Source organism: Paenarthrobacter sp. NPDC057355 (assembly GCF_042667405.1).
Classification (GTDB): domain Bacteria; phylum Actinomycetota; class Actinomycetes; order Actinomycetales; family Micrococcaceae; genus Arthrobacter.
This window is the reverse complement of sequence record NZ_JBHVAL010000017.1, coordinates 75494-94012: the sequence shown is the minus strand read 5'-3', so window position 1 is coordinate 94012 and position 18519 is coordinate 75494. Positions and strand designations below refer to the sequence as shown.

19 protein-coding genes and 1 riboswitch are annotated in these 18519 nt (G+C 64.5%); of the genes, 10 read left to right on the top strand and 9 right to left on the bottom strand.

Annotated features, from left to right (window positions below; translation table 11 throughout):
* Window positions 1-33: 33 nt before the first annotated feature.
* Window positions 34-282 carry a hypothetical protein gene (locus tag ACFUOZ_RS17120; protein ID WP_377550283.1) on the bottom strand — a complete coding sequence of 83 codons (249 nt, stop codon included), beginning with the start codon at window positions 280-282 and terminating at the stop codon, window positions 34-36.
* Between the two features lie 149 nt (window positions 283-431).
* On the opposite strand from ACFUOZ_RS17120, the gene cycA reads away from it, so the two are divergent.
* On the top strand, window positions 432-1892 hold the full coding sequence (gene cycA / locus ACFUOZ_RS17115) for a D-serine/D-alanine/glycine transporter (RefSeq protein WP_377550281.1): 1461 nt from the start codon (window positions 432-434) through the stop codon (window positions 1890-1892).
* Between the two features lie 145 nt (window positions 1893-2037).
* On the opposite strand, the gene ACFUOZ_RS17110 is transcribed toward cycA, so the two are convergent.
* The 3 genes from ACFUOZ_RS17110 to ACFUOZ_RS17100 form a co-directional block, all read right to left on the bottom strand.
* Window positions 2038-3186, bottom strand: a complete 1149-nt coding sequence (locus ACFUOZ_RS17110; RefSeq protein WP_377550279.1) for a mannitol-1-phosphate 5-dehydrogenase — start codon at window positions 3184-3186, stop codon at window positions 2038-2040.
* On the bottom strand, window positions 3186-5192 hold the full coding sequence (locus tag ACFUOZ_RS17105; protein WP_377550277.1) for a PTS mannitol transporter subunit IICBA: 2007 nt from the start codon (window positions 5190-5192) through the stop codon (window positions 3186-3188). Before ACFUOZ_RS17105 ends, ACFUOZ_RS17110 begins: the two co-directional genes overlap by 1 nt.
* A gap of 64 nt (window positions 5193-5256) precedes the next feature.
* Window positions 5257-5979 (bottom strand): TetR/AcrR family transcriptional regulator, encoded by a 723-nt coding sequence (locus ACFUOZ_RS17100; protein ID WP_377550275.1) that lies wholly within the window; start codon window positions 5977-5979, stop codon window positions 5257-5259.
* Between the two features lie 129 nt (window positions 5980-6108).
* Between ACFUOZ_RS17100 and ptsP the strand changes: the two genes are divergently transcribed.
* The 7 genes from ptsP to ACFUOZ_RS17065 all read left to right on the top strand — a co-directional run bounded on the left by ptsP (window position 6109) and on the right by ACFUOZ_RS17065 (window position 10779).
* Window positions 6109-7809, top strand: coding sequence for a phosphoenolpyruvate--protein phosphotransferase (gene ptsP, locus ACFUOZ_RS17095; RefSeq protein WP_377550273.1), 1701 nt, complete (start codon window positions 6109-6111; stop codon window positions 7807-7809).
* A 32-nt stretch (window positions 7810-7841) separates the two neighbouring features.
* On the top strand, window positions 7842-8120 hold the full coding sequence (locus ACFUOZ_RS17090; RefSeq protein WP_377550271.1) for an HPr family phosphocarrier protein: 279 nt from the start codon (window positions 7842-7844) through the stop codon (window positions 8118-8120).
* 32 nt (window positions 8121-8152) lie between these two features.
* Complete coding sequence (locus tag ACFUOZ_RS17085) at window positions 8153-8575, top strand: helix-turn-helix domain-containing protein (RefSeq protein ID WP_377550269.1); 423 nt, start codon at window positions 8153-8155, stop codon at window positions 8573-8575.
* A gap of 66 nt (window positions 8576-8641) precedes the next feature.
* A complete protein-coding gene (locus tag ACFUOZ_RS17080) occupies window positions 8642-8893 on the top strand; it encodes a hypothetical protein (RefSeq protein WP_377550267.1) in 252 nt (83 codons plus the stop codon).
* A 17-nt stretch (window positions 8894-8910) separates the two neighbouring features.
* Window positions 8911-9573 (top strand): maleylpyruvate isomerase family mycothiol-dependent enzyme, encoded by a 663-nt coding sequence (locus ACFUOZ_RS17075; protein ID WP_377550265.1) that lies wholly within the window; start codon window positions 8911-8913, stop codon window positions 9571-9573.
* Window positions 9574-9620: 47 nt separating this feature from the next.
* Complete coding sequence (locus ACFUOZ_RS17070) at window positions 9621-10400, top strand: alpha/beta fold hydrolase (RefSeq protein WP_377550322.1); 780 nt, start codon at window positions 9621-9623, stop codon at window positions 10398-10400.
* A gap of 115 nt (window positions 10401-10515) precedes the next feature.
* Window positions 10516-10779, top strand: coding sequence for a DUF6480 family protein (locus ACFUOZ_RS17065; RefSeq protein ID WP_377550263.1), 264 nt, complete (start codon window positions 10516-10518; stop codon window positions 10777-10779).
* A gap of 9 nt (window positions 10780-10788) precedes the next feature.
* On the opposite strand, the gene ACFUOZ_RS17060 is transcribed toward ACFUOZ_RS17065, so the two are convergent.
* Entirely contained in the window at window positions 10789-11847 is a 1059-nt protein-coding gene (locus ACFUOZ_RS17060; protein WP_377550261.1) for an ATP-dependent DNA ligase, read from the bottom strand.
* Window positions 11848-12099: 252 nt separating this feature from the next.
* Window positions 12100-12249, top strand: a riboswitch (cyclic di-AMP (ydaO/yuaA leader).
* A gap of 3 nt (window positions 12250-12252) precedes the next feature.
* On the opposite strand from ACFUOZ_RS17060, the gene ACFUOZ_RS17055 reads away from it, so the two are divergent.
* On the top strand, window positions 12253-13536 hold the full coding sequence (locus tag ACFUOZ_RS17055; protein ID WP_377550259.1) for a hypothetical protein: 1284 nt from the start codon (window positions 12253-12255) through the stop codon (window positions 13534-13536).
* A gap of 196 nt (window positions 13537-13732) precedes the next feature.
* Here the strand turns inward: ACFUOZ_RS17055 and ACFUOZ_RS17050 are convergent, their stop codons facing one another.
* Window positions 13733-14947, bottom strand: a complete 1215-nt coding sequence (locus tag ACFUOZ_RS17050; RefSeq protein WP_377550257.1) for a PucR family transcriptional regulator — start codon at window positions 14945-14947, stop codon at window positions 13733-13735.
* A 208-nt stretch (window positions 14948-15155) separates the two neighbouring features.
* On the opposite strand from ACFUOZ_RS17050, the gene ald reads away from it, so the two are divergent.
* The gene (gene ald, locus ACFUOZ_RS17045) at window positions 15156-16274 is read left to right on the top strand and encodes an alanine dehydrogenase (RefSeq protein WP_144662122.1); all 1119 of its coding nucleotides are present in this window, start codon (window positions 15156-15158) and stop codon (window positions 16272-16274) included.
* A gap of 120 nt (window positions 16275-16394) precedes the next feature.
* Here ald and ACFUOZ_RS17040 read toward each other — a convergent pair whose 3' ends face one another.
* The 3 genes from ACFUOZ_RS17040 to ACFUOZ_RS17030 all read right to left on the bottom strand — a co-directional run bounded on the left by ACFUOZ_RS17040 (window position 16395) and on the right by ACFUOZ_RS17030 (window position 18497).
* Complete coding sequence (locus ACFUOZ_RS17040; protein ID WP_377550255.1) at window positions 16395-17156, bottom strand: hypothetical protein; 762 nt, start codon at window positions 17154-17156, stop codon at window positions 16395-16397.
* Complete coding sequence (locus ACFUOZ_RS17035; protein WP_262276412.1) at window positions 17153-17704, bottom strand: RNA polymerase sigma factor; 552 nt, start codon at window positions 17702-17704, stop codon at window positions 17153-17155. Before ACFUOZ_RS17035 ends, ACFUOZ_RS17040 begins: the two co-directional genes overlap by 4 nt.
* 88 nt (window positions 17705-17792) lie before the next feature.
* A complete protein-coding gene (locus ACFUOZ_RS17030) occupies window positions 17793-18497 on the bottom strand; it encodes a hypothetical protein (protein ID WP_377550253.1) in 705 nt (234 codons plus the stop codon).
* Window positions 18498-18519: the final 22 nt, after the last annotated feature.

The window sequence follows — 18519 nt, the reverse complement described above, 5'->3', positions numbered from 1 at the left end:
TTCAACAAGGGAGCTTTCGCCATGCAGGGCCGCTTATCCCCTGCCTGAGGTTTCCTTCGCAGTTCGCTTCACCGTGGTAACGGCCAGCCCGACGACGCTGCCTGCTGTGCCCAGGAAGAAGAACAGCACCAGCAGCGGACTGGACATTCCGGGGAAGAGTGGGTTTCCGCCGGTCAGGAAGATCGAAGCCAGCAGGCCCACCATCGACACACAGAACGCCAGCGCGAGCACTTTCTGCCTGCGGTCCTGGCGGGTCATCGGCGGTCTATTGGAAGTAGCCATCCACGGATCCTATCGAACTGGTGAAAACCAAGCTGACCTATTGCAGACCCGATTCGCCATTTGTCAGACATAAGCTATAGCTTTATCGAACCAGATCTGTAACGGCCGTCACCTTTTTGACGGTTCTTCCGAAGGGTTCTTGAACACTCATGTCTGACCAGACAACAACAGGGCAGCGTACTGCCTCCAGCAGGGACAGCGAGCCCCACCTTTCACGCTCGCTCAGCAACCGCCACATCCAGCTCCTGGCCATCGGCGGCGCCATCGGAACGGGCCTTTTCATGGGCTCCGGCAAGACCATCTCCGTGGCCGGTCCCTCCGTGATCTTCGTGTACATGATCATCGGCTTCATGCTCTTCTTCGTCATGCGCGCCATGGGTCAGCTTCTGTTGTCCAACCTGAACTACAAATCCTTCAGCGACTTCGCTGGCGACCTCCTGGGTCCGTGGGCCGGCTTCTTCACCGGCTGGACCTACTGGTTCTGCTGGGTTGTCACCGGCGTAGCTGACGTCATCGCGATTGCGGGTTACGCCAACGAGCTCTGGCCGGGCATCCAGCTGTGGATCCCGGGGCTGGCCACCATCATCATCCTGCTCCTGCTGAACCTGCCCACCGTGAAGGCCTTCGGTGAGACGGAATTCTGGTTCGCGCTCATCAAAATCATCGCCATCGTTGCACTGATCGTCGTTGGCCTGGTCATGATTTTCACGGGCTTCCAGTCCAACGCGGGTACGGCCAGCTTCACCAACCTGTGGAGCCACGGCGGTTTCTTCCCCAAGGAGTTCATGGGCTTCGTCGCCGGTTTCCAGATCGCCGTCTTCGCCTTCGTGGGCATCGAGCTTGTGGGCACGGCAGCAGCTGAAACAAAGAATCCCGAGCACAACCTCCCCCGCGCCATCAATGCCATCCCCCTGCGCGTCATGCTCTTCTACGTAGGCGCCCTGATCATCCTCATGTCCGTCACCCCGTGGACTGAATTCAAGGCAGGCCAGAGCCCGTTCATCGCGATGTTCTCACTGGCGGGCCTCGGTATGGCCGCTACCGTGGTGAACCTTGTGGTTCTCACCTCCGCCATGTCATCGGCCAACTCCGGCATCTACTCGACCTCGCGCATGGTCTACGGCCTGGCCAACGACGGCGATGCGCCCAAGCTCTTCGGCCGCCTCTCCAGCCGCAAAGTACCCCAGAACGCACTGTTCCTTTCCTGCGTCCTGCTGCTGGCCGGCGTCGTTCTTCTGTACGCGGGCAAGGACGTTGGCGTGGCGTTCGACATGGTGACCACAGTGTCCGCCGTCTGCTTCATGTTCGTCTGGTCGATCATCCTGGCCAGCTACCTGGTGTACCGGAAGCGCCGCCCGGAACAGCACGCAGCCTCCACGTTCAAGATGCCCGGCGGCGTGCCGATGGTGTGGGTGGTGTTCGCGTTCTTCGCCTTCCTGGTGTGGGCACTGACCACCCAGCCCGACACCCTCACGGCCCTGCTGGTGACACCCATCTGGTTCGCGATCCTCGGCGTGGCCTACGCAGTGGTCCGCAAGTCCCCGCTCCACCAGGCCCGCGTGGCCGAATGGAAGGCGATGTCGGACGCCGAAACCGCGGCAGCGCGCTAACCCTTTAAAGCGAAAGCCCGACGCCGGGCACCCAGCTTGGGTGCCCGGCGTCGGGCTTTAACAGCGAATGGTGAGAGAGGGTCTCCCCCAAACGCGCGGGATGTGAGAGAGGGTCTCCCCCAAACGCGCGGGATGTGAGAGAGGGTCAGGCCTCCGCTTGGCGGTCCTCCACCAGCTTCTGCACGGCAGGGAACAGCGGGTGCTGCGGCGTCAGTTCCGTGACTCGTTCGACGACGGCGGCCGCGTCCAGTTCGGACAGCAGCCTGGCGAGCTCCACGGCTTCGTCGTCGGCACCGTCATCGAAGCGCAGGGCCGCGGACATGGCCTCGAGCAATGCCACCGGGGTGACGCCCCGCTCAGCGAGCTCGGCAGCCGGGCCCACAAAACGCTCGTGGCGGCCGAGTTTCCGCAACGGGGCACGTCCCACGCGCACCACCGTATCCGGCAGGTGCGGGTTGGTGAAGCGCGAAAGGATCTTCTGGACGTAGGCTTCCTGGGCAGCTTCCTCGAAGCCGTGCTTGGCCACCAGGAGTTCCTTGGTTTCTTCCAGCACGGCCCGGACCTTCGCGGCCACCGCGGGATCGGCCATGGCGTCGGAAATCTTCTCCAGCCCGCCCTGGTACCCGAAGTACGCTGCCGATGCGTGACCCGTGTTCACCGTGAACAGCTTGCGCTCGATGTACGGGCCCAGCTCGTCCACGAACGTAGCGCCCGGGATCACCGGTGCGTTGCCCGCGAAGGGCGTGCGGTCGATGACCCACTCGTAGAACGTCTCCACCGTGACATCCAGGCCCTGTCCCGGCGCCTGGTTGGGGACAATGCGGTCCACTGCGGTGTTCGCGAACACCGCGACGGCGTCCAGGTCACCGGCCGAGTCGTCCCAGGCGGCACGGATCTCGCTGTGCAGGAGATCGGTGGCATTGATGGCGTTCTCGCAGGCCATGACTTGCAGGGGCGAAAGGTCCGCGGGCCGGGCGGCCAGCCCGCGGGCGATCACTGGTGCCACGAACTTCAGGATGTGCGGCCCCACGGCTGTGGTGACCACATCCGCCGTCGCGATTTCCTCCACTACCGCGTCCTCCTGCGTCGCCGAGTTCAGCGCCCGGAAGCCCGTGACGGTCTTGACCGCAGGATTCTCGCCTACTTCATGGACGTCGTAGGAGTCCGCGGAAGCGAGCTCGCTGATCAGCGCATCCGCAACATCCGCGAACACCACCTCATAGCCGGCTTCGTGCAGCAACAGCCCCACGAAGCCGCGTCCAATGTTGCCTGCCCCAAAATGGACTGCCTTCACTATGCGTTGACCTTTCCGAACAGCTCCAGGACTTCGTCCACCGTGGTTGCCTGCTCCAACTGGGCAACCTGCGCCTTGTTGGTGAAGATCTTGGCAATGGAGGACAGGATGTGGAGGTGCTCGTTGTTGATGCCGGCCACGCCGACGACGAACTTCACTTGCTTTCCGCCCCAGTCGATTCCCTCCGGGTACCGGACGATGGACACGGCCGAGTGGTTGATGTGTTCCTTGGCGGCGTTGGTGCCGTGCGGGATCGCCAGGAAGCTGCCCATGTACGTGGACACGGATTCCTCGCGCTCGTGCATGGCGTGGACGTAGCTCATGTCCACGGCACCCCGGTCCAGCAGCAGCTGTCCGGCCTCGTCAATCGCGGCGTCGCGGTCGCGGGAAGTACCGTTCAGGACTACGCTTTCGCGCAGCAGCACGGCTTTACCTTCGACGGCGGCAGCCGGCTCGGCGGCATGGGCACCATGGGCGGGAGCTGCTGCGGCAGTCTCCGCCGGAGCGGCCTCGCTGTTGCTGGCCTTGACCAGTTCAACGATTTCGTCATAGCGCGGGCTGTTCATGAAGTTGTCCACTGAGTAGTGCACGGCGCTGGAGGTACGCGGTTGGGCCCTCTCGGTGAGGTCTTCGTGCGTAACGACAACATCGTAGGTATCGCTCAGGTTGGCGATGGCCGAGTTGGTGACCTTCACATCCGGGAACCCTGCAGCCTTGATCTTGTTGCGAAGGACCGAGGCACCCATGGCGCTGGAACCCATACCGGCGTCGCAAGCGAACACGATGTTCTGGACGGGACGGGTCAGGACAGTTCCCTCGCCGCGGCCGGCGGCGGCACCGTCGCCAGTCAGGGCCGAAGAAACGGAGCTCTTCTTGCCCTTCATGGCTTCCATGCGTGAGGTGGCCGCCGTAAGGTCGTCCTCGCCCTTGTTCTTGGAGGTGCGCAGGATCAAGGACGCGATCAGGAAGGACACTGTGGTGGCCAGCACGACTGCCAGAATCACTCCGACGTAGCTGTCGCGTGATGTCTGCGCCAACACCGCAATGATGGAACCCGGAGCGGCAGGGGCTACCAAACCGGAATTGGTGATGGCCAAGGTTGCAATGCCCGTCATGCCGCCACCGATGGCAGCCAGGATGAGGATCGGCTTCATCAGAACGTAGGGGAAGTAGATCTCGTGGATGCCACCGAAGAAGTGGATGATGGCAGCGCCGGGAGCCGACGCCTTGGCAGCACCGCGGCCGAAGAACATGTACGCCAGCAGGATGCCAAGGCCAGGGCCGGGGTTGGCTTCGAGCAGGAACAGGATGGATTTGCCTTGCTCCAGCGACTGCTGGATGCCCAATGGAGTCAGCACACCATGGTTGATGGCGTTGTTGAGGAAGAGGACCTTGGCGGGCTCGATGAAGATGCTGGTCAGCGGCAGCAGTCCGTTGTTGACGAGGAAGCCCACAACAGCTCCGGCGCCTTCAGTAAAGCGTTGAACAACCCAGGAAAGGCCGTAGAAGCCGCCCAAAGCCAGCGCGGCACCCCAAATACCGGCCGAGAAGTTGTTCACCAACATCTCAAAGCCCGGACGGATCTTGCCGTCCCACAGGCGGTCAATTTGCTTCATGGTCCAGCCACCCAGCGGCCCCATGATCATGGCACCGATAAACATGGGCGAGTCCGTCCCCGCAATGACACCCATGGTCGCAATGGCACCAACAACGCCACCACGGACGTCGTAGACCATCCGACCGCCCGTGTAGGCAATCAGGATCGGAAGGAGGTACGTGACCATGGGGCCAACGATGCCTCCGTTTGGTTCGCCTTCAGCGTTGGTGCCGAAGCCACCCAACTCAGCTACGGGAATCCAGCCCTTTTCGATGAACAAGGCTGTGATGAGGCCCCAGGCGATGAAGGCGCCAATGTTGGGCATGATCATGCCGGACAGGAATGTTCCGAACTTTTGGACACCAACGCGGGCGCTCGTGCGGGGCTTCGCAACGGTCTCTGTTGCCATGTGAATTCCTAACGTGTGTCCCGCGGCGGCGCGGGGTCAGTCGATATAGATCGAGAGAGTGCAGCTAGGAGCTGCTGGAAATGCGGTGAAGCCACTCGAGGAAGAGCTTCAGTTCAGAGCTGGACAGTTGGTCTGAATGCGAGGCCTGCAGTGCTGCATTCAGCGCGATTGCCGCAACAACTACCGAGGACTTACCGGAGTCCTCCGCTGCGGCGCCACGGGCGGTGTCCGTGGAGACGGCGAAAATCATGGAATCCCGGGTCATCGTTGAGAGCTCGAGGTTCCGGTCTTCCACCGGTTCTGCGATCAGCATGAGCGTGACGCCCACGTTGGCCGCCAGGATGCTGCGTGCTGCTTCGCGGGGCGGCACGTTGATCTGACCGGCGATGGCGGCTTTGTTCAGCATCTCTTCCAGGAGCGCTTCAGCGTCCGCCACGATTGCGGGGCGGCTTTCCGGCCTGATGTTGCCGAACATCACCAAGTACAGGTGGGGTTGGGTCAGCCCGAACTGGACGTGGTTGTCCCACATCCGCCGGACGTCTTCCAAGGGCTCCCCGGACGGTGCAAAATCCCGCTCCCCTGCCACGTACTCTTCGAAACCGGCTGAGACGACGGCGTCAAACAGTCCTTCTTTGTCACCAAAGTGGTGGTAAAGCGTTGGCGCCGTGACCCCGGCAAGCTTGGTGATCTGGCGCGTCGAGACCGATGCCCCCTCCGAATTCGCCAGCAATTCGGCAGCTGCGCGAAGCAACCGAATTTTCGGCGGAAGCTGGTCATCGAAACTCATAACCGCTACCCTAGCACCTATAGCATTGCTATATGAAGTAGCTCACAAGGAAATTTTGTAAGCTAAATTCGCAGGCTCCCGGTGCCGTCGCCGGCGGGTCATGACCGACAAGCAGGAACAGAGGATTCAGTGCAGAATTTCCAAGGAGTTGGGGTTAGCCCTGGCCGCATCATCGGTTCCGTCCGCCAGATGCCCAAGCCGGTGAGTGAGCCGCCGTCGGGCGAACGCCTCGCCGCGGACGTCAGCCCGGAAGACGCCGTCGCGCGCCTGAAAGCTGCGGCGCAGTCTGTCCACGACGAACTGAAAGGCCGCGCGGACAGCGCCTCCGGCGATGGCAAGGCAGTCCTTGAAGCCACCGCCCTGATGGCCAAGGACACCATGCTCCTGAAGTCGGCCGGCAAACTCGTCAACGCCGGAACCTCTGCCGAACGCGCCATCTGGGAAGCCGGGGCCTCTGTCTCCGAAATGCTGCACAACCTCGGCGGCTACATGGCCGAACGCGCCACGGACGTGCTTGACGTGCGCGCGCGCATCGTCGCTGAGCTCCGCGGCGTCCCCGCTCCGGGCATCCCGTCCTCCGACACTCCCTTCATCCTTGTGGCCGAAGACCTCGCGCCGGCAGATACGGCCACGCTGGACCCGGCCAAGGTACTGGCTCTGGTCACCTCGGGCGGCGGCCCCCAGTCCCACACCGCAATCATCGCCCGCTCACTGGGTCTGCCCGCCGTCGTCGCAGCCCATGGCGTGGACGACATCGCGGACGGAACCGAAGTCTACGTGGACGGCGCGGCCGGTTTCGTGGCGGTTGAACCCACCGACGAGCAGCGCGCGTCAGCAACAGCTTGGGCTGAAACCTCCGCGACGCTGGCCTCCTTCGACGGAAACGGCACGACGGCGGACGGCCACCTGGTGCCGCTCCTCGCCAACGTCGGAGGTGCCAAGGACGCCGTGGCGGCAGCAGGTCTCGGGGCGCAGGGTGTTGGCCTGTTCCGCACCGAATTCTGCTTCCTCGAACGGGACACCGAGCCCTCAGTGGACGAGCAAGCCGCAGCCTACAAAGCCGTGTTTGATGCCTTCCCCGGCAAGAAGGTGGTCCTTCGCACGCTGGATGCCGGCGCCGACAAGCCCCTCCCCTTCCTCACCGATGCCACTGAACCCAACCCCGCCCTGGGCGTTCGCGGCTACCGCACCGACTTCACCACCCCCGGCGTCCTGGAGCGCCAGCTTGAGGCAATTGCCCGGGCTGCGTCGGAGTCCGAAGCCGATGTCTGGGTCATGGCACCCATGATTTCCACTGCTGCCGAAGCCGGACGCTTCGCCTCGCTCTGTGCCGCTGCCGGAATCCAGACCCCGGGTGTCATGGTGGAAGTCCCCTCCGCCGCGCTGACCAGCGCCACCGTCCTGCGTGAGGTGGGCTTCGCCTCCCTGGGCACCAACGACCTTACCCAGTACGCCATGGCCGCCGACCGCCAGCTCGGCCCGCTCGCTGAACTGAACACCCCCTGGCAGCCTGCGGTGCTCCGGCTCGTCCAGCTCACCGTGGAAGGCGCGGCCCAGGAAGGTGCCGGACGCGAGGGCGGCAACAAGCCCGTAGGCGTCTGTGGTGAGGCAGCCGCCGACCCGGCCCTCGCCGTCGTGCTTACCGGCCTGGGCGTCACCACACTGTCCATGACCGCGCGCTCGTTGGCCGCCGTCGGAACGGTGCTGAAGACCGTCACGCTGGAGCAGGCGCAGGAACTTGCCCGCCTGGCCCTTTCCGCCCCCAGCGCCACCGAGGCGCGCGAGTGGGTCCGCGCCAAGCTGCCCGTGCTCGAAGAACTCGGCCTCTAAAACCGATCCGAACCAACCGCAGGAGAAAACCCATGCCAGAACGCACAGCCACCATCGCCAGCAGCTCCGGCCTGCACGCCCGGCCCGCCGCATTGTTCGCCGAGGCGGCAGGCGAACAGCCAGTTGAGGTGACCATCGCCATGCAGGGCCAGCCCGAGGACGAAGCGATGGATGCCGCCAGCATCCTTTCGCTCATGACCCTCGGCGCTGCCAAGGGTGACGTCGTAGTGCTGCGGGCCGAAGGTGACGGGGCGGATGCCGCGTTGGAGGCCTTGGTCAAGCTGCTGGAGACCGACCTGGACGCGGTGTAATTTTCCTTAACGCCTCAGGCTAGGCTTCTGCCATGGCATTGATAACTCCCCGCGTCACAGCGGGCCTCCCCGCCGATGACGCCCGGAACCTGGCGCGGTCCCTCAACGACAGCCACGACATCACTGTGTTTGTGGACGGCACGGTCCACCGCCTGCCGGACGAGGCACGTGCCGCCGTCGTCGACCTCCTTGCGAGACTGGGCCGGGGCGAAACGGTGACTGTCAGCAGCGTGGAAGAAATGCTCACCACCTCGCAGGCGGCGGAGCTTGCCGGGATCTCGCACACCTATTTGCGGAACATGACCGACCGCGGCGAGATTCCTGTGGAGTACCGGGGGACGCATCGCCGGATCCGCCAGGCTGCCATCATGGCGTGGTTGGAAACGCAGAAGAAAAAGCAGGCCGAAGCAGCCGCCGAAGATGTCGCCGGATCGGGCCAAAAAGCGTCCGAGTGATAAGGATCAAGCAACGATCCCAGCCAACAGGCGGGCACCCGTAAAGGCCGGGGTTACGCTTGATCGGTGGGCAATTTCAAGGGGTGGCATATCGTGGCCGGTTTGGCTGCGCTGGCCCTTGCCATACCCTTGGGCTCGGCCATGGGATTGAACTTTGTGGCGACCTTCATGTTCGCGTGCACGGTGTTCGTGGCGGTGACAATGTGGACCGAATCGAAAATCGCACGACGCCGGGAGGCCGCTGATGCGGCAGCCTCACCGGACGCTTCACATCCGGCAGCCGGCCCCAACGAACCGGACGACGCGACCCGGGACTAGTCCGGCCGCCGGCGGGCATGCGGTTCAATAGCAGTATGGCTTCAACTTCTCCTTCCGTTGTTTGGCCCGTGGTGCACGAGGAACGTCGTGCCCTGATCCATGATCTGGAATCCCTTCAGCCCTTCCAATGGCAGACGCCGTCGCTGTGCGCGGGTTGGGACATTCATGACGTCCTGGCGCACATGGTCGATAGTGCCAAGACCACGCGAACGGGGTTCATGCGGCGCATGATTGCCGCCCGGATGGACTTCGATCACGACAATGCCGTGGGCGTTGAACGTGAAAAAACCCGGGAGCCGGAGATGACCCTTCGCCGCTTCCGCGGTGTGCTGTCACGCACGTCAGGGCCGCCTGCGGGATTGGCCACCCGATTGGTTGAGGCCTTCCTCCACGGAGAAGACATTCGCCGTCCACTGGGAATCCACCGCAACTACCCGGCTCCACACGTTGCCACTGCTTTGGGCTACCAGCTCCGCACCACCACGAAGATGGGTGGCGGCAAGGAGATCGCGGCCGGATGGCGCCTGGTTGCAACAGACACGGCTTTCGATCACGGCAGCGGTCCAGCGGTGGAAGGACCCGCAATCGCGTTGTTGCTCGCAGTGTCCGGGCGACCCGTCGCTGAAACCGAACTGAACGGTCCCGGGGCCCCGGTATTCCTGCAGCGGAGCGCCCAGTGACGGGAAGGGAAACGGCTGAGGATGAATCGGCCGGGCAGAAATCGACCATGCTGCTGTCCGCCGACGTCGAGGTCCTGGGCCTGACCGGACGGATCCTCTGGAAGGAGGGAACGCCTGCGCCAGGCTCCGGCCCTGAAGGGTCCCCCGCCTACGTCCTGATCCACGGCATTGGCGTCTCGCACAGGTATCTCGCGCGGTTGCACGCTGTGCTGGCCGCGGGCGCGCCTACGTATTCCTTGGACTTGCCCGGCTTTGCGGGGACTCCGAGGCCGGAGCGGCAACTCCAAGTGGAGGACTACGGCGCATTCATTGCTGAAGCTCTGGCATCGCGCGGGGTCGACTCCTACATTCTGGTAGGTCATTCCATGGGTGTGCAGTTCGCTATTGAGGCCGCCCTGCACCGTCCGGCGAATGCACGGCACGTTGTGCTGATGGGCCCCGTTGTCGACTCCAGGCACAAGAACGTCATGCGCCAGTCGATTGCCTTGACCCTGGACGGGATACTCCGCGAAAGCCCCTCCTCCAACTGGATCGTATTCACCGACTACCTCCGCTGCGGGCCGCGCTGGTACTTCACCGAGCTGCCCGTGATGATGAAGTACCCAACGGAGGAACGGCTCTCCCGGATACAGGCTCCGGTCCTGATTCTCCGCGGAAGCCGCGACCAGGTTGCCGGACCCGAGTGGTCGCTCCGGCTTTCGCGGGCCGTGGCGCAGGGGCGGTTGGTAGAGATTCCCGGGGTGGGACACGTAGCCCAGCACATGCGGCCCAAGGCAGTGGCGGACGCCATCCGCAGCTTCGTCAACGCCACAACGCAGCACCGCTGAGGACTGTCCCGGCCGCCTCTTGTTGGGTGCAGCCGGATCACGCTAGGCTGGCGGGGCAAGCGGATTAGTAAGTTTACTTACAAACTGGTTCACCTTACTGACGAAAGGGTTCACCATGACCAGCTATGACCCGGAAGACGATCCCCGGACCTTCGGCGTGAGCGGCGCAACCGGACCCATCGACACCACCGCGGACGCGGACAGCATCCACGAGGACCCCGACATGCGCCAGGACGAGGACGACGATCCCGCGGCCTCAGCCAACCCGGATCCCTTGGACGGAAACATCACGGGTCTCGAGCCCGGTGGAGGCGTACCCCCGGGCGAAACCCCGCCCGCGGAAGGCAGCATGAGCAGCGACCAAGGGCACGAGGAGTAGTACCGGCACCTACGGGAGGCTCAGTATCTCCCCCAGGTCGTATTCCACAGGCTCCTCCAGCTGCGAGTAAGTGCAGCTTTCCGGGGTCCGGTCCGGCCGCCACCGACGGAATTGCGTCGTGTGGCGGAACCGGTCGCCCTCCATGTAGTCGTATGCCACCTCGATCACCAACTCAGGGCGGAGCGGAACAAAGGAGAAGTCCTTACCTGCACTCCACCGGCTCTGGGCGCCGGGCATCCTGGATCCGCCGGCTTCCTGGTTGGCCCACTCACCCCAGGGATGGTCGGCAAACTCCACCTGATAGGGCTCAAGCTCAGCCACCAACGCCTCCCGCTTTGCCATGGGGAATGACGCCACGACGCCGACGTGATGAAGCCGGCCTGAGTCGTCGTAGAGCCCCAGCAGCATCGACCCCACAACTTTCGCGGTCTTATGCCAGCGGAATCCTGCCACCACGCAGTCGGCTGTCCGCTCATGCTTGGTCTTGAACATCACCCGCTTGTTCGGCTGGTAGATGCCGTCGAGCGGTTTGGACAGCACGCCGTCGAGTCCTGCTCCTTCAAGCTGCACGAACCATTCCTTGGCCCGCTCAAGGTCCGTCACGGCGGGCGTCACGTACACGGGCGGCTTGGCGTCGGCGAGGGCTTTCTCCAAGGCCGCCCGCCGCTCGGCGAAGGGCCGGCCGGTCAGGTCCTCGTCGCCAAGGGCAAGGAGATCGAACGCCACAAGGGACGCCGGCGTCTTCTCGGCGAGCATCCGAACCCGGCTGTCCGCGGGGTGGATCCTCTGCTGCAGCACCTCGAACTCAAGCCTGTTGCCCTGGATCAGGATGATCTCGCCGTCCACCACGCACTTGTCCGGAAGGTTCTTCTTCAGCGCTTCAACGAGCTCCGGGAAGTAGCGCGTCATGGGCTTTTCGTTGCGGCTGCCCAGGATGATCTCGTCGCCGTCCTTGAAAACGATGGTCCGGAACCCATCCCATTTGGGCTCGTAATGGCCAACGTCGGGGATGTTCGGGACGGACTTGGCGAGCATGGGCGAGACGGGCGGCATCACTGGTAGGTCCATAGCTCATGTCTACCGGCCAGTACGTGCCCAAGGCTAGTGTTGGCGGATGGACATCTTGGTCGTGTTGCCGGCAGTGCTAGGCGTTCCCCGCCCCGGCGCCAGCCCCGAAGCCTAAGCGGTAGAACCCTCTCGAAGCGCGCGGACGTTCCGCCCGTTACATTAATGTGACTTTACTTTCCGGCTCCTGTACGGTCGTAGGGCGACCCGAATCTCCGCTGGGCCGCTTCTGGATTGACGCCGGGCTCTGCCGCAATCCAGGATCCGCCAGACCCGCGGCAGAGACGGGGGACCCACAGTTTCCCGGGCTTGTTTCTCCACGAGCCCTTGGGGTGAAGCCGCAACGCGCGGCCGGACGGCCTCGTCCGAACCCGACAGCTAACCTCGCAGGCGTTGAGAGGCACAACCATGTCCCCAACCATGGATAACGCGCGCCGCGCGCAATTGGACCGCGAGCGCACCAAGCCAACCGGACGCCGTCGGGCCCAACCCAGCGGACAGGCCACCGGAACAGAAAGCACGACGCCGGAACCCGCCACCACGGCGGTTCCCACAGCCGAGGCACCAGCCGCACCAGTACTTGTCACGCGCGCTGCCGCCAGGGCCGCTGAGCGGGAACTGGCAGCCCGTGCCGTCATTGAGCCAGCCGAACCCCCGGCAAGGAAATCCGAGCTCCAGGAACCGGCGACCGCGGCAATTCCCGTGGTCGAAGCCGCCCGGGCCGCAGCTCCTGAGTCCACCACGCCGGGTCCGCCGACGTCCGCCATCCCGATCGTCCGGCAGGAAGACGTTGCCCGGCCCGATGACACTTCAAGTCCGTCAGACAGGCCCCGGTCCGCGGATAGAGTGTCCGCGGATACTGTGCAGTCCGCCCTCCCGCAGCAGGACGCTCCGGCCACTAAGAACGCCCAGGACGCTCCCGAACCGGCCGAACCAGCAACAGCGGCCATTCCCGTGGTGACTGCCGCGGCATCAGCCAAGACCCCAGCTCCTCGTACCGCTGCAAGCCTGGGCGCTGCGTCGGCGTTCGGCCGCGAACCGCAGGCGGTTCTGCGGAAAGCTGCGTCGGTGAAGCACATGAGCACGCGCATGGCGGTTGTCGCCGGTGCGCTGGGTCTGGCACTGACGGCGGGGTCCGTTGGCCAGGCACTGCACCTGCCGTTCTTCGGGCAGGAATCCCCTACCCAGGAGGCTGGCGGCAGCAACGCAGACCGCCAATCGGGCTCCGCCGCACCGGCACCACGGACGTCATACACCACGGCTTCCTCACCGTCGTCATCGGGTTCAGCCTCGTCCGAAGCCGGCCAGCCGGCAACGGTTCCGGAGGCACCTGCGGCGGTCTCGCCGTCGTCGGTCCCTTCACCCCAGGTTTCCTTGGCCGCTCCGGTCTGGGTACCTTCGGCGGCAGCCCCGGCTGCTGCACCGCCCATGACCTCGACGCCTGCGCCCGGAACGGCTCCGGCCCAGCCCGCGCCGGCTCCCAGCGACGTACCGTCGGACACGATCACCACACCTCCGGCCACGCCGACACCCACCACAACTCCGACGCCGACCACCACTCCAACTCCGACACCTACGCCCACACCGACGGAGACCTCCAAGCCACGGCCCACCGGCAACCCGAACACGCCGAAGCCGCAGGCGTCCACCTTGGAATCACTCCTTGGCGCTGCCCGGGATGTGCTGCAGTGAGCATCCGTTTGCCCCGCACCACAGTCCACACGGGATGGCACGGCCGGTACTGCAGCAGCAGCCGCACGTCCACTTTCCGACGCCGGAGGGGCCGCTGGAGTTGCCAGCGGTTGAAGCGCTCCTGAACCAACACTGAGGCAGGCATCCACTCCGGGTGCCTGCCTCATACGTTTGATGGCCCGTAACTAAAAGGGCCTCAGATCCTCGGCCTCCCAGCCCAGCGCCGCGCCTTGAGGGCTGCGTGGAGCTCGAGCCGGATGGCACCATTGAGCGGATCAGCACCGATGAGCTGGCGGATCCGGCCCAGCCTGTTGTAGATGCTGCTCCTGTGGAGGTGAAGTTTGGCGGCGACGTCCTGGACCGAGCCGTCATTGTCGTACAGCAATTCCAGGACGGGGAGCAGTTCGCCGTTCCGGTCCTGGTCTTCGAGCGTACGGAAGTGTACGGATCCTGTGTCATCCCAGCCGCCGGGAGCCTGCAAGCGATCGAACAATTGGTAGACCCCCACGGACCGGCTGTCCACCAACTCCCCCAGCTGCAGGTCCACCGCGGCGGCCTGCGCAGCAACCTTGGATTGCCGGTACGCCCCCGCGAGCTGCCTGATTACTTGGAACGGTTCGCTGATCCCCAGGATGACACGGTCCACGGTCCGGCCGGCACGCTTGGCGAGCTCCAGCTGGTAGTGGACCAGGACCTGCGCGTGGTCTGCCCGGCCACCGGATTCCCGGAACAGCACCACGGAATGGGTTTCCGTACCCGCGCTGAACAGGGCGGCGTTGACGCCGATGGTCGACTGCAGCGCGGCGGAGCGGTGCGTCAGGGTTGCGGCAATGGGGTCGACGTCGGACCGGGCACCGTCCGCGTCCAGGATGGTCACCAGTTGCCACGGACCGCGGCCTTGGATTTCCTTCCAGCCCGCTACTGCGGCGACGGCGTTCGACTCGCCGCCGCACGCCGAGAGGAACTCCTGCTCACGCCTTCGCCGGAACTCGGACTCGGCAGTGTTGGAGTCCAGGAGCAGGCCCGCCAACAGATCAAGCTCGTCTCGCACACCGGGCAATTGGGCGAGGATCGCCGTCGCGCTTAGCTCTTCAAGGTCCTGCTGCACCCACAGGTACCCCACACGGAAACCGCGGACCAAGAGCGGCACGCAGACCCGGCCCAGCATCCCCAGTTCGTCGTTGGCTGGGACCACTACGGGGCGCACCGCGGTGGCGATGCCGTGCGAGAGCTGCCAGGCGCTGACATCCCCCGGAACGCGCTTGCTCAGGAGGAAATTCACGCGGACGCGGTCGGCGTGGGATTGGTTGGAGCTGTAGGCCAGGAGGACGCCGTCGAGGTCCTCCAGGGACAGTCCGCGGCCCAGTTTCAGCGCCACCCGTTCAACGATCTGTTCCACGTCCTGCTGCATCCGGACAGCGTACCAACATCAGGCGACACTTGACGCTCCACTGCTCGACAAATGTCGAACCCTCAAGGCAAAGTTCCTTGATTTTCCGAGGTTTTGAACTTGAGACGGTCCGGCATTCATGTCGCCTGCCTCACAGCCGGATTTATTCTGGAATCACAGCCCGCAGTACATATTCGGCCGAAAAGGCCGCTAACGATGGAGCCAACAAATGATCATCGGCGTCCCCAAAGAAATCAAGAACAACGAGTTCCGCGTAGCCATCACGGCCGCAGGCGTCCACGAGTTCCGCACCCACGGACACACTGTTCTGGTTGAGCGCGGCGCAGGCCTGGGCTCGGGCATCACCGACGAGGAATACTCGATCGCCGGCGCAGAAATTGTCAACGAAGCCGATGACGTTTGGGGCCGCGCGGACATGGTCATGAAGGTCAAGGAGCCCATCGCTGCCGAGTACCACCGCTTCCGCAAGGGCCTCATCCTCTTCACCTACCTGCACCTCGCCGCAGAGCCCGAGCTCACCGCCGAGCTCATCAACTCCGGCGTCACCGCGATCGCCTACGAGACCGTGCAGGAAGGCCGAGCACTTCCGCTGCTGGCCCCGATGTCCGAGGTCGCAGGCCGCCTGTCCGTCGTCGTCGGTGCTTCCTCCCTGATGGCTCCTGCCGGCGGCAAGGGCGTCCTCCTGGGCGGCGTGCCGGGCGTACGCCCGGCCAAGGTTGTTGTACTGGGCGCCGGCGTTGCGGGAACCAACGCCGCTGCCATGGCGCTGGGCCTCGGTGCCGATGTCACCATCATGGACATCAACATCAACCGGCTGCGCGAACTCGATGCCCTCTACCAGGGCCGCCTGAAGACCGTTGCCTCCAACGCCTACGAGATCGAGAAGTCAGTTATCGACGCAGATCTCGTAATCGGCTCCGTCCTGATCCCGGGTGCCAAGGCTCCCAAGCTGGTCACCAATGACCTCGTGTCCCGCATGAAGCCGGGCTCGGTCCTGGTGGACATCGCCGTGGACCAGGGCGGTTGCTTCGAAGACACGCACCCCACCACCCACCAGGAACCGACGTACAAGGTCCACAACTCGATCTTCTACTGCGTTGCCAACATGCCTGGCGCTGTTCCGAACACCTCCACGTACGCACTGACCAACGTCACCCTGCGCTACGCCGTGGCACTGGCCAACCTGGGCGTCAAAGCCGCTTTCGACCGCGACCCCGCCCTGGCTGCCGGCCTCAACATCGCCGCAGGCCACGTTGCACACCACTCCGTTTCCGAGGCGCACAACCTGCCCCTGGTCAACGACTGGCACAGCCTGGTTTCCGCCTAGGCAGCCAAGCACGACGGCGGGGTGCGGCTTCCATACGAAGCCGCACCCCGCCGTCGTGGTTTAAACCGCGCCGAGTTGGCAGTTAATGACAATGTTGCTGCCCAACATTGCCATTAAGTGTCACTTCGTGGGCAAGGTGGGAAGCTCCGGGACGGGAATGTCCGAAGGGCGGAGCTTTGACGGATCCAGCTTGGAAGGATCGATGTCCGGGGGTGTGACCGGCAGCGACGGAGCCGGAGGGAGGACGCCCTTGCCCGGATCGGTGCCCGGACCTTTGGGATCCTGGGTTTGACCGTGGCCGGGGTTCGTCTGCGGATCCGTGTGGGGTGTGCCAGCAGGGTTCGTGGGAGCCGCCGGGGCAGGCGTGGGCTGGTTCGGTACCACGGCGGGCTGGCTTTCCTGGTGGGAAGGGCCCTGCGCCGGCGTCGTACCTGCGGGCACGTGGGGTTGGGGTGCGTTGCCCGAGCCGGGGGTGAGCTGCGAGACCACCGAGCCGATGGCCGCGCCAAGATGCTCGAAGGCTCCCGGGATTCCGCCCTCGGAGGCTGCTGCCGCCGTCGCACCACCGGCGAGTGACACCGCAACCGCAAGACCCACGACGGCGGCGCGCGCCTTCTTCCTGCGACGCGCGGCCAGCTCGTCCACCGGGGCAGTCTGCTGCGTTGCCTCAGGAGCCACCGCGGGCAGCATTTGTGTGGCCGCGGGGCCACCGACCATCAGGGCCCGGACGGCATCCGAGGGCATGGGGGCGGTGTTGGCCAGGGAACGCAGTTCGAGAAGTTCTGTGCGCAGTGCGGAGTTGCCTTCCATCCCGGCGTCCGCGAGCAGGGAGTCAATGGCCTGCTGGTCGTTAGGCCGACGCGGTGCGGTGTTTTCGCTCATGATGTGCCGTTCCTTAGTAGCGCACGTTTCTTCAGTGCGCCCAATGCCCTGCGCTGCAGTTGTTTCACGGCACCCTGGGATTTGCCCATGATGTCCGCTGTTTCTTCCACCGACAGGTCAGCGACGACCCTCAGTGCCAGGACCTCCCGGTAATCCTCAGCGAGGTCCTCCAAAAGTTCCGTTACCCCCAGGCCGGACGCCCTTCCGAACGCCTGCTCTTCGGCCGACGGTGAGCTGCGGGCGTCGAAGTCCGGTTCATAAGGCGTGGAGTCGGGGGTCCGTTCACGCTTGCGGTAATGGTCCACCAAACGGGCATGCGCGATGGTGAACAGCAAGGTCTTGGCACCCTGCAGCCCGCCTTGGAGGGTGTCCAACTTGGGGTACAAGGCCAGGAAGACATCCTGGGTTACAGCTTCGGGATCGTCCACGCCGCGGGCTTTGAGGTAGCCAAAGACAGGCCCGGAAAAGGCGTTGTAGGCAGCCGTAAAGAGCAGGGCGGGATCGTCGTGATCCGCCTGCACGTATTCGTCAGCCAAGGGTTCAAGCACCCGTGGACGCCTCCATCCCGCGTTATGTGGCAGGGCTCCCTGTCATCAAGCCAAGGAGCCCTGCCTTTAAACCGTAACCGCTGCTTGCTTAGCGGACGGAATCGACGGGGGCGCCGTTGACAGCCGGAACCTCAGTCGGAACCTGGGTCGGCAGTGCGGGCACAGCCGGGACGGCGGGCACGGCAGGCGTGGCCGGAACAGCAGGAACGGCGGGAACTGCCGGAACCGCAGGCGTGGCCGGGAGTTCGGACTTCACGGAAGCATCGGCGTCGGCGTTTGCCTTCGCGTCGCCGTCAGCCTTCAGGCCTGCAGCCTTGCCGGCTTCCACCACAGCGGTGCAGTGCGCCTGGACGTTGGCCTCGCCGCCCGCTGCGATGGTCAAGGACTTGAAACCGGCAACCTTGGTGTCGGCCTTGAGGCCACCGTTGAGGAAGGAGTTGCAAAGACCGAAAGCTTCCGGCGACGTGGCGTCTTCCAGGGCGTCCTTGGCGTCGTTGACCGCGTCCGTGGCCTTGGCCTTGCCGGCGTCGGCTGCGTCTTCTGCGGTCGCCTTGGCGGTCTCGACGGCGTCGGTTGCCGTGGTCTTGGCGGTCTCGGCAGCGGCGGCTGCTTCAGCCGTCTTCTGCTCGGCGATGGGGGCAGGGGCGCCCACGACGTCGTGCGCGGTCTGCTGGATTTCAGTGGGAAGGGCGCCATTGAAGGCAGCGACGCCGGTTCCGCCGACAGCTACAGCTCCGGCAGCCAGGACGCCTGCGGCGACTTTGCTGGTGGCAAGGACAGTGAACAAGGACATAAAACCCTCCGACAAACGATTT

Coding starts and splice junctions, on each gene's coding strand:
- ACFUOZ_RS17120 (WP_377550283.1), bottom strand. CDS start 282: ATGGCTACTTCCAATAGACCGCCGATGACCCGCCAGGACCGCAGGCAG.
- cycA (WP_377550281.1), top strand. CDS start 432: ATGTCTGACCAGACAACAACAGGGCAGCGTACTGCCTCCAGCAGGGAC.
- ACFUOZ_RS17105 (WP_377550277.1), bottom strand. CDS start 5,192: ATGGCAACAGAGACCGTTGCGAAGCCCCGCACGAGCGCCCGCGTTGGT.
- ACFUOZ_RS17100 (WP_377550275.1), bottom strand. CDS start 5,979: ATGAGTTTCGATGACCAGCTTCCGCCGAAAATTCGGTTGCTTCGCGCA.
- ACFUOZ_RS17090 (WP_377550271.1), top strand. CDS start 7,842: ATGCCAGAACGCACAGCCACCATCGCCAGCAGCTCCGGCCTGCACGCC.
- ACFUOZ_RS17085 (WP_377550269.1), top strand. CDS start 8,153: ATGGCATTGATAACTCCCCGCGTCACAGCGGGCCTCCCCGCCGATGAC.
- ACFUOZ_RS17075 (WP_377550265.1), top strand. CDS start 8,911: ATGCGGTTCAATAGCAGTATGGCTTCAACTTCTCCTTCCGTTGTTTGG.
- ACFUOZ_RS17070 (WP_377550322.1), top strand. CDS start 9,621: ATGCTGCTGTCCGCCGACGTCGAGGTCCTGGGCCTGACCGGACGGATC.
- ACFUOZ_RS17065 (WP_377550263.1), top strand. CDS start 10,516: ATGACCAGCTATGACCCGGAAGACGATCCCCGGACCTTCGGCGTGAGC.
- ACFUOZ_RS17060 (WP_377550261.1), bottom strand. CDS start 11,847: ATGGACCTACCAGTGATGCCGCCCGTCTCGCCCATGCTCGCCAAGTCC.
- ACFUOZ_RS17055 (WP_377550259.1), top strand. CDS start 12,253: ATGTCCCCAACCATGGATAACGCGCGCCGCGCGCAATTGGACCGCGAG.
- ACFUOZ_RS17050 (WP_377550257.1), bottom strand. CDS start 14,947: ATGCAGCAGGACGTGGAACAGATCGTTGAACGGGTGGCGCTGAAACTG.
- ald (WP_144662122.1), top strand. CDS start 15,156: ATGATCATCGGCGTCCCCAAAGAAATCAAGAACAACGAGTTCCGCGTA.
- ACFUOZ_RS17040 (WP_377550255.1), bottom strand. CDS start 17,156: ATGAGCGAAAACACCGCACCGCGTCGGCCTAACGACCAGCAGGCCATT.
- ACFUOZ_RS17030 (WP_377550253.1), bottom strand. CDS start 18,497: ATGTCCTTGTTCACTGTCCTTGCCACCAGCAAAGTCGCCGCAGGCGTC.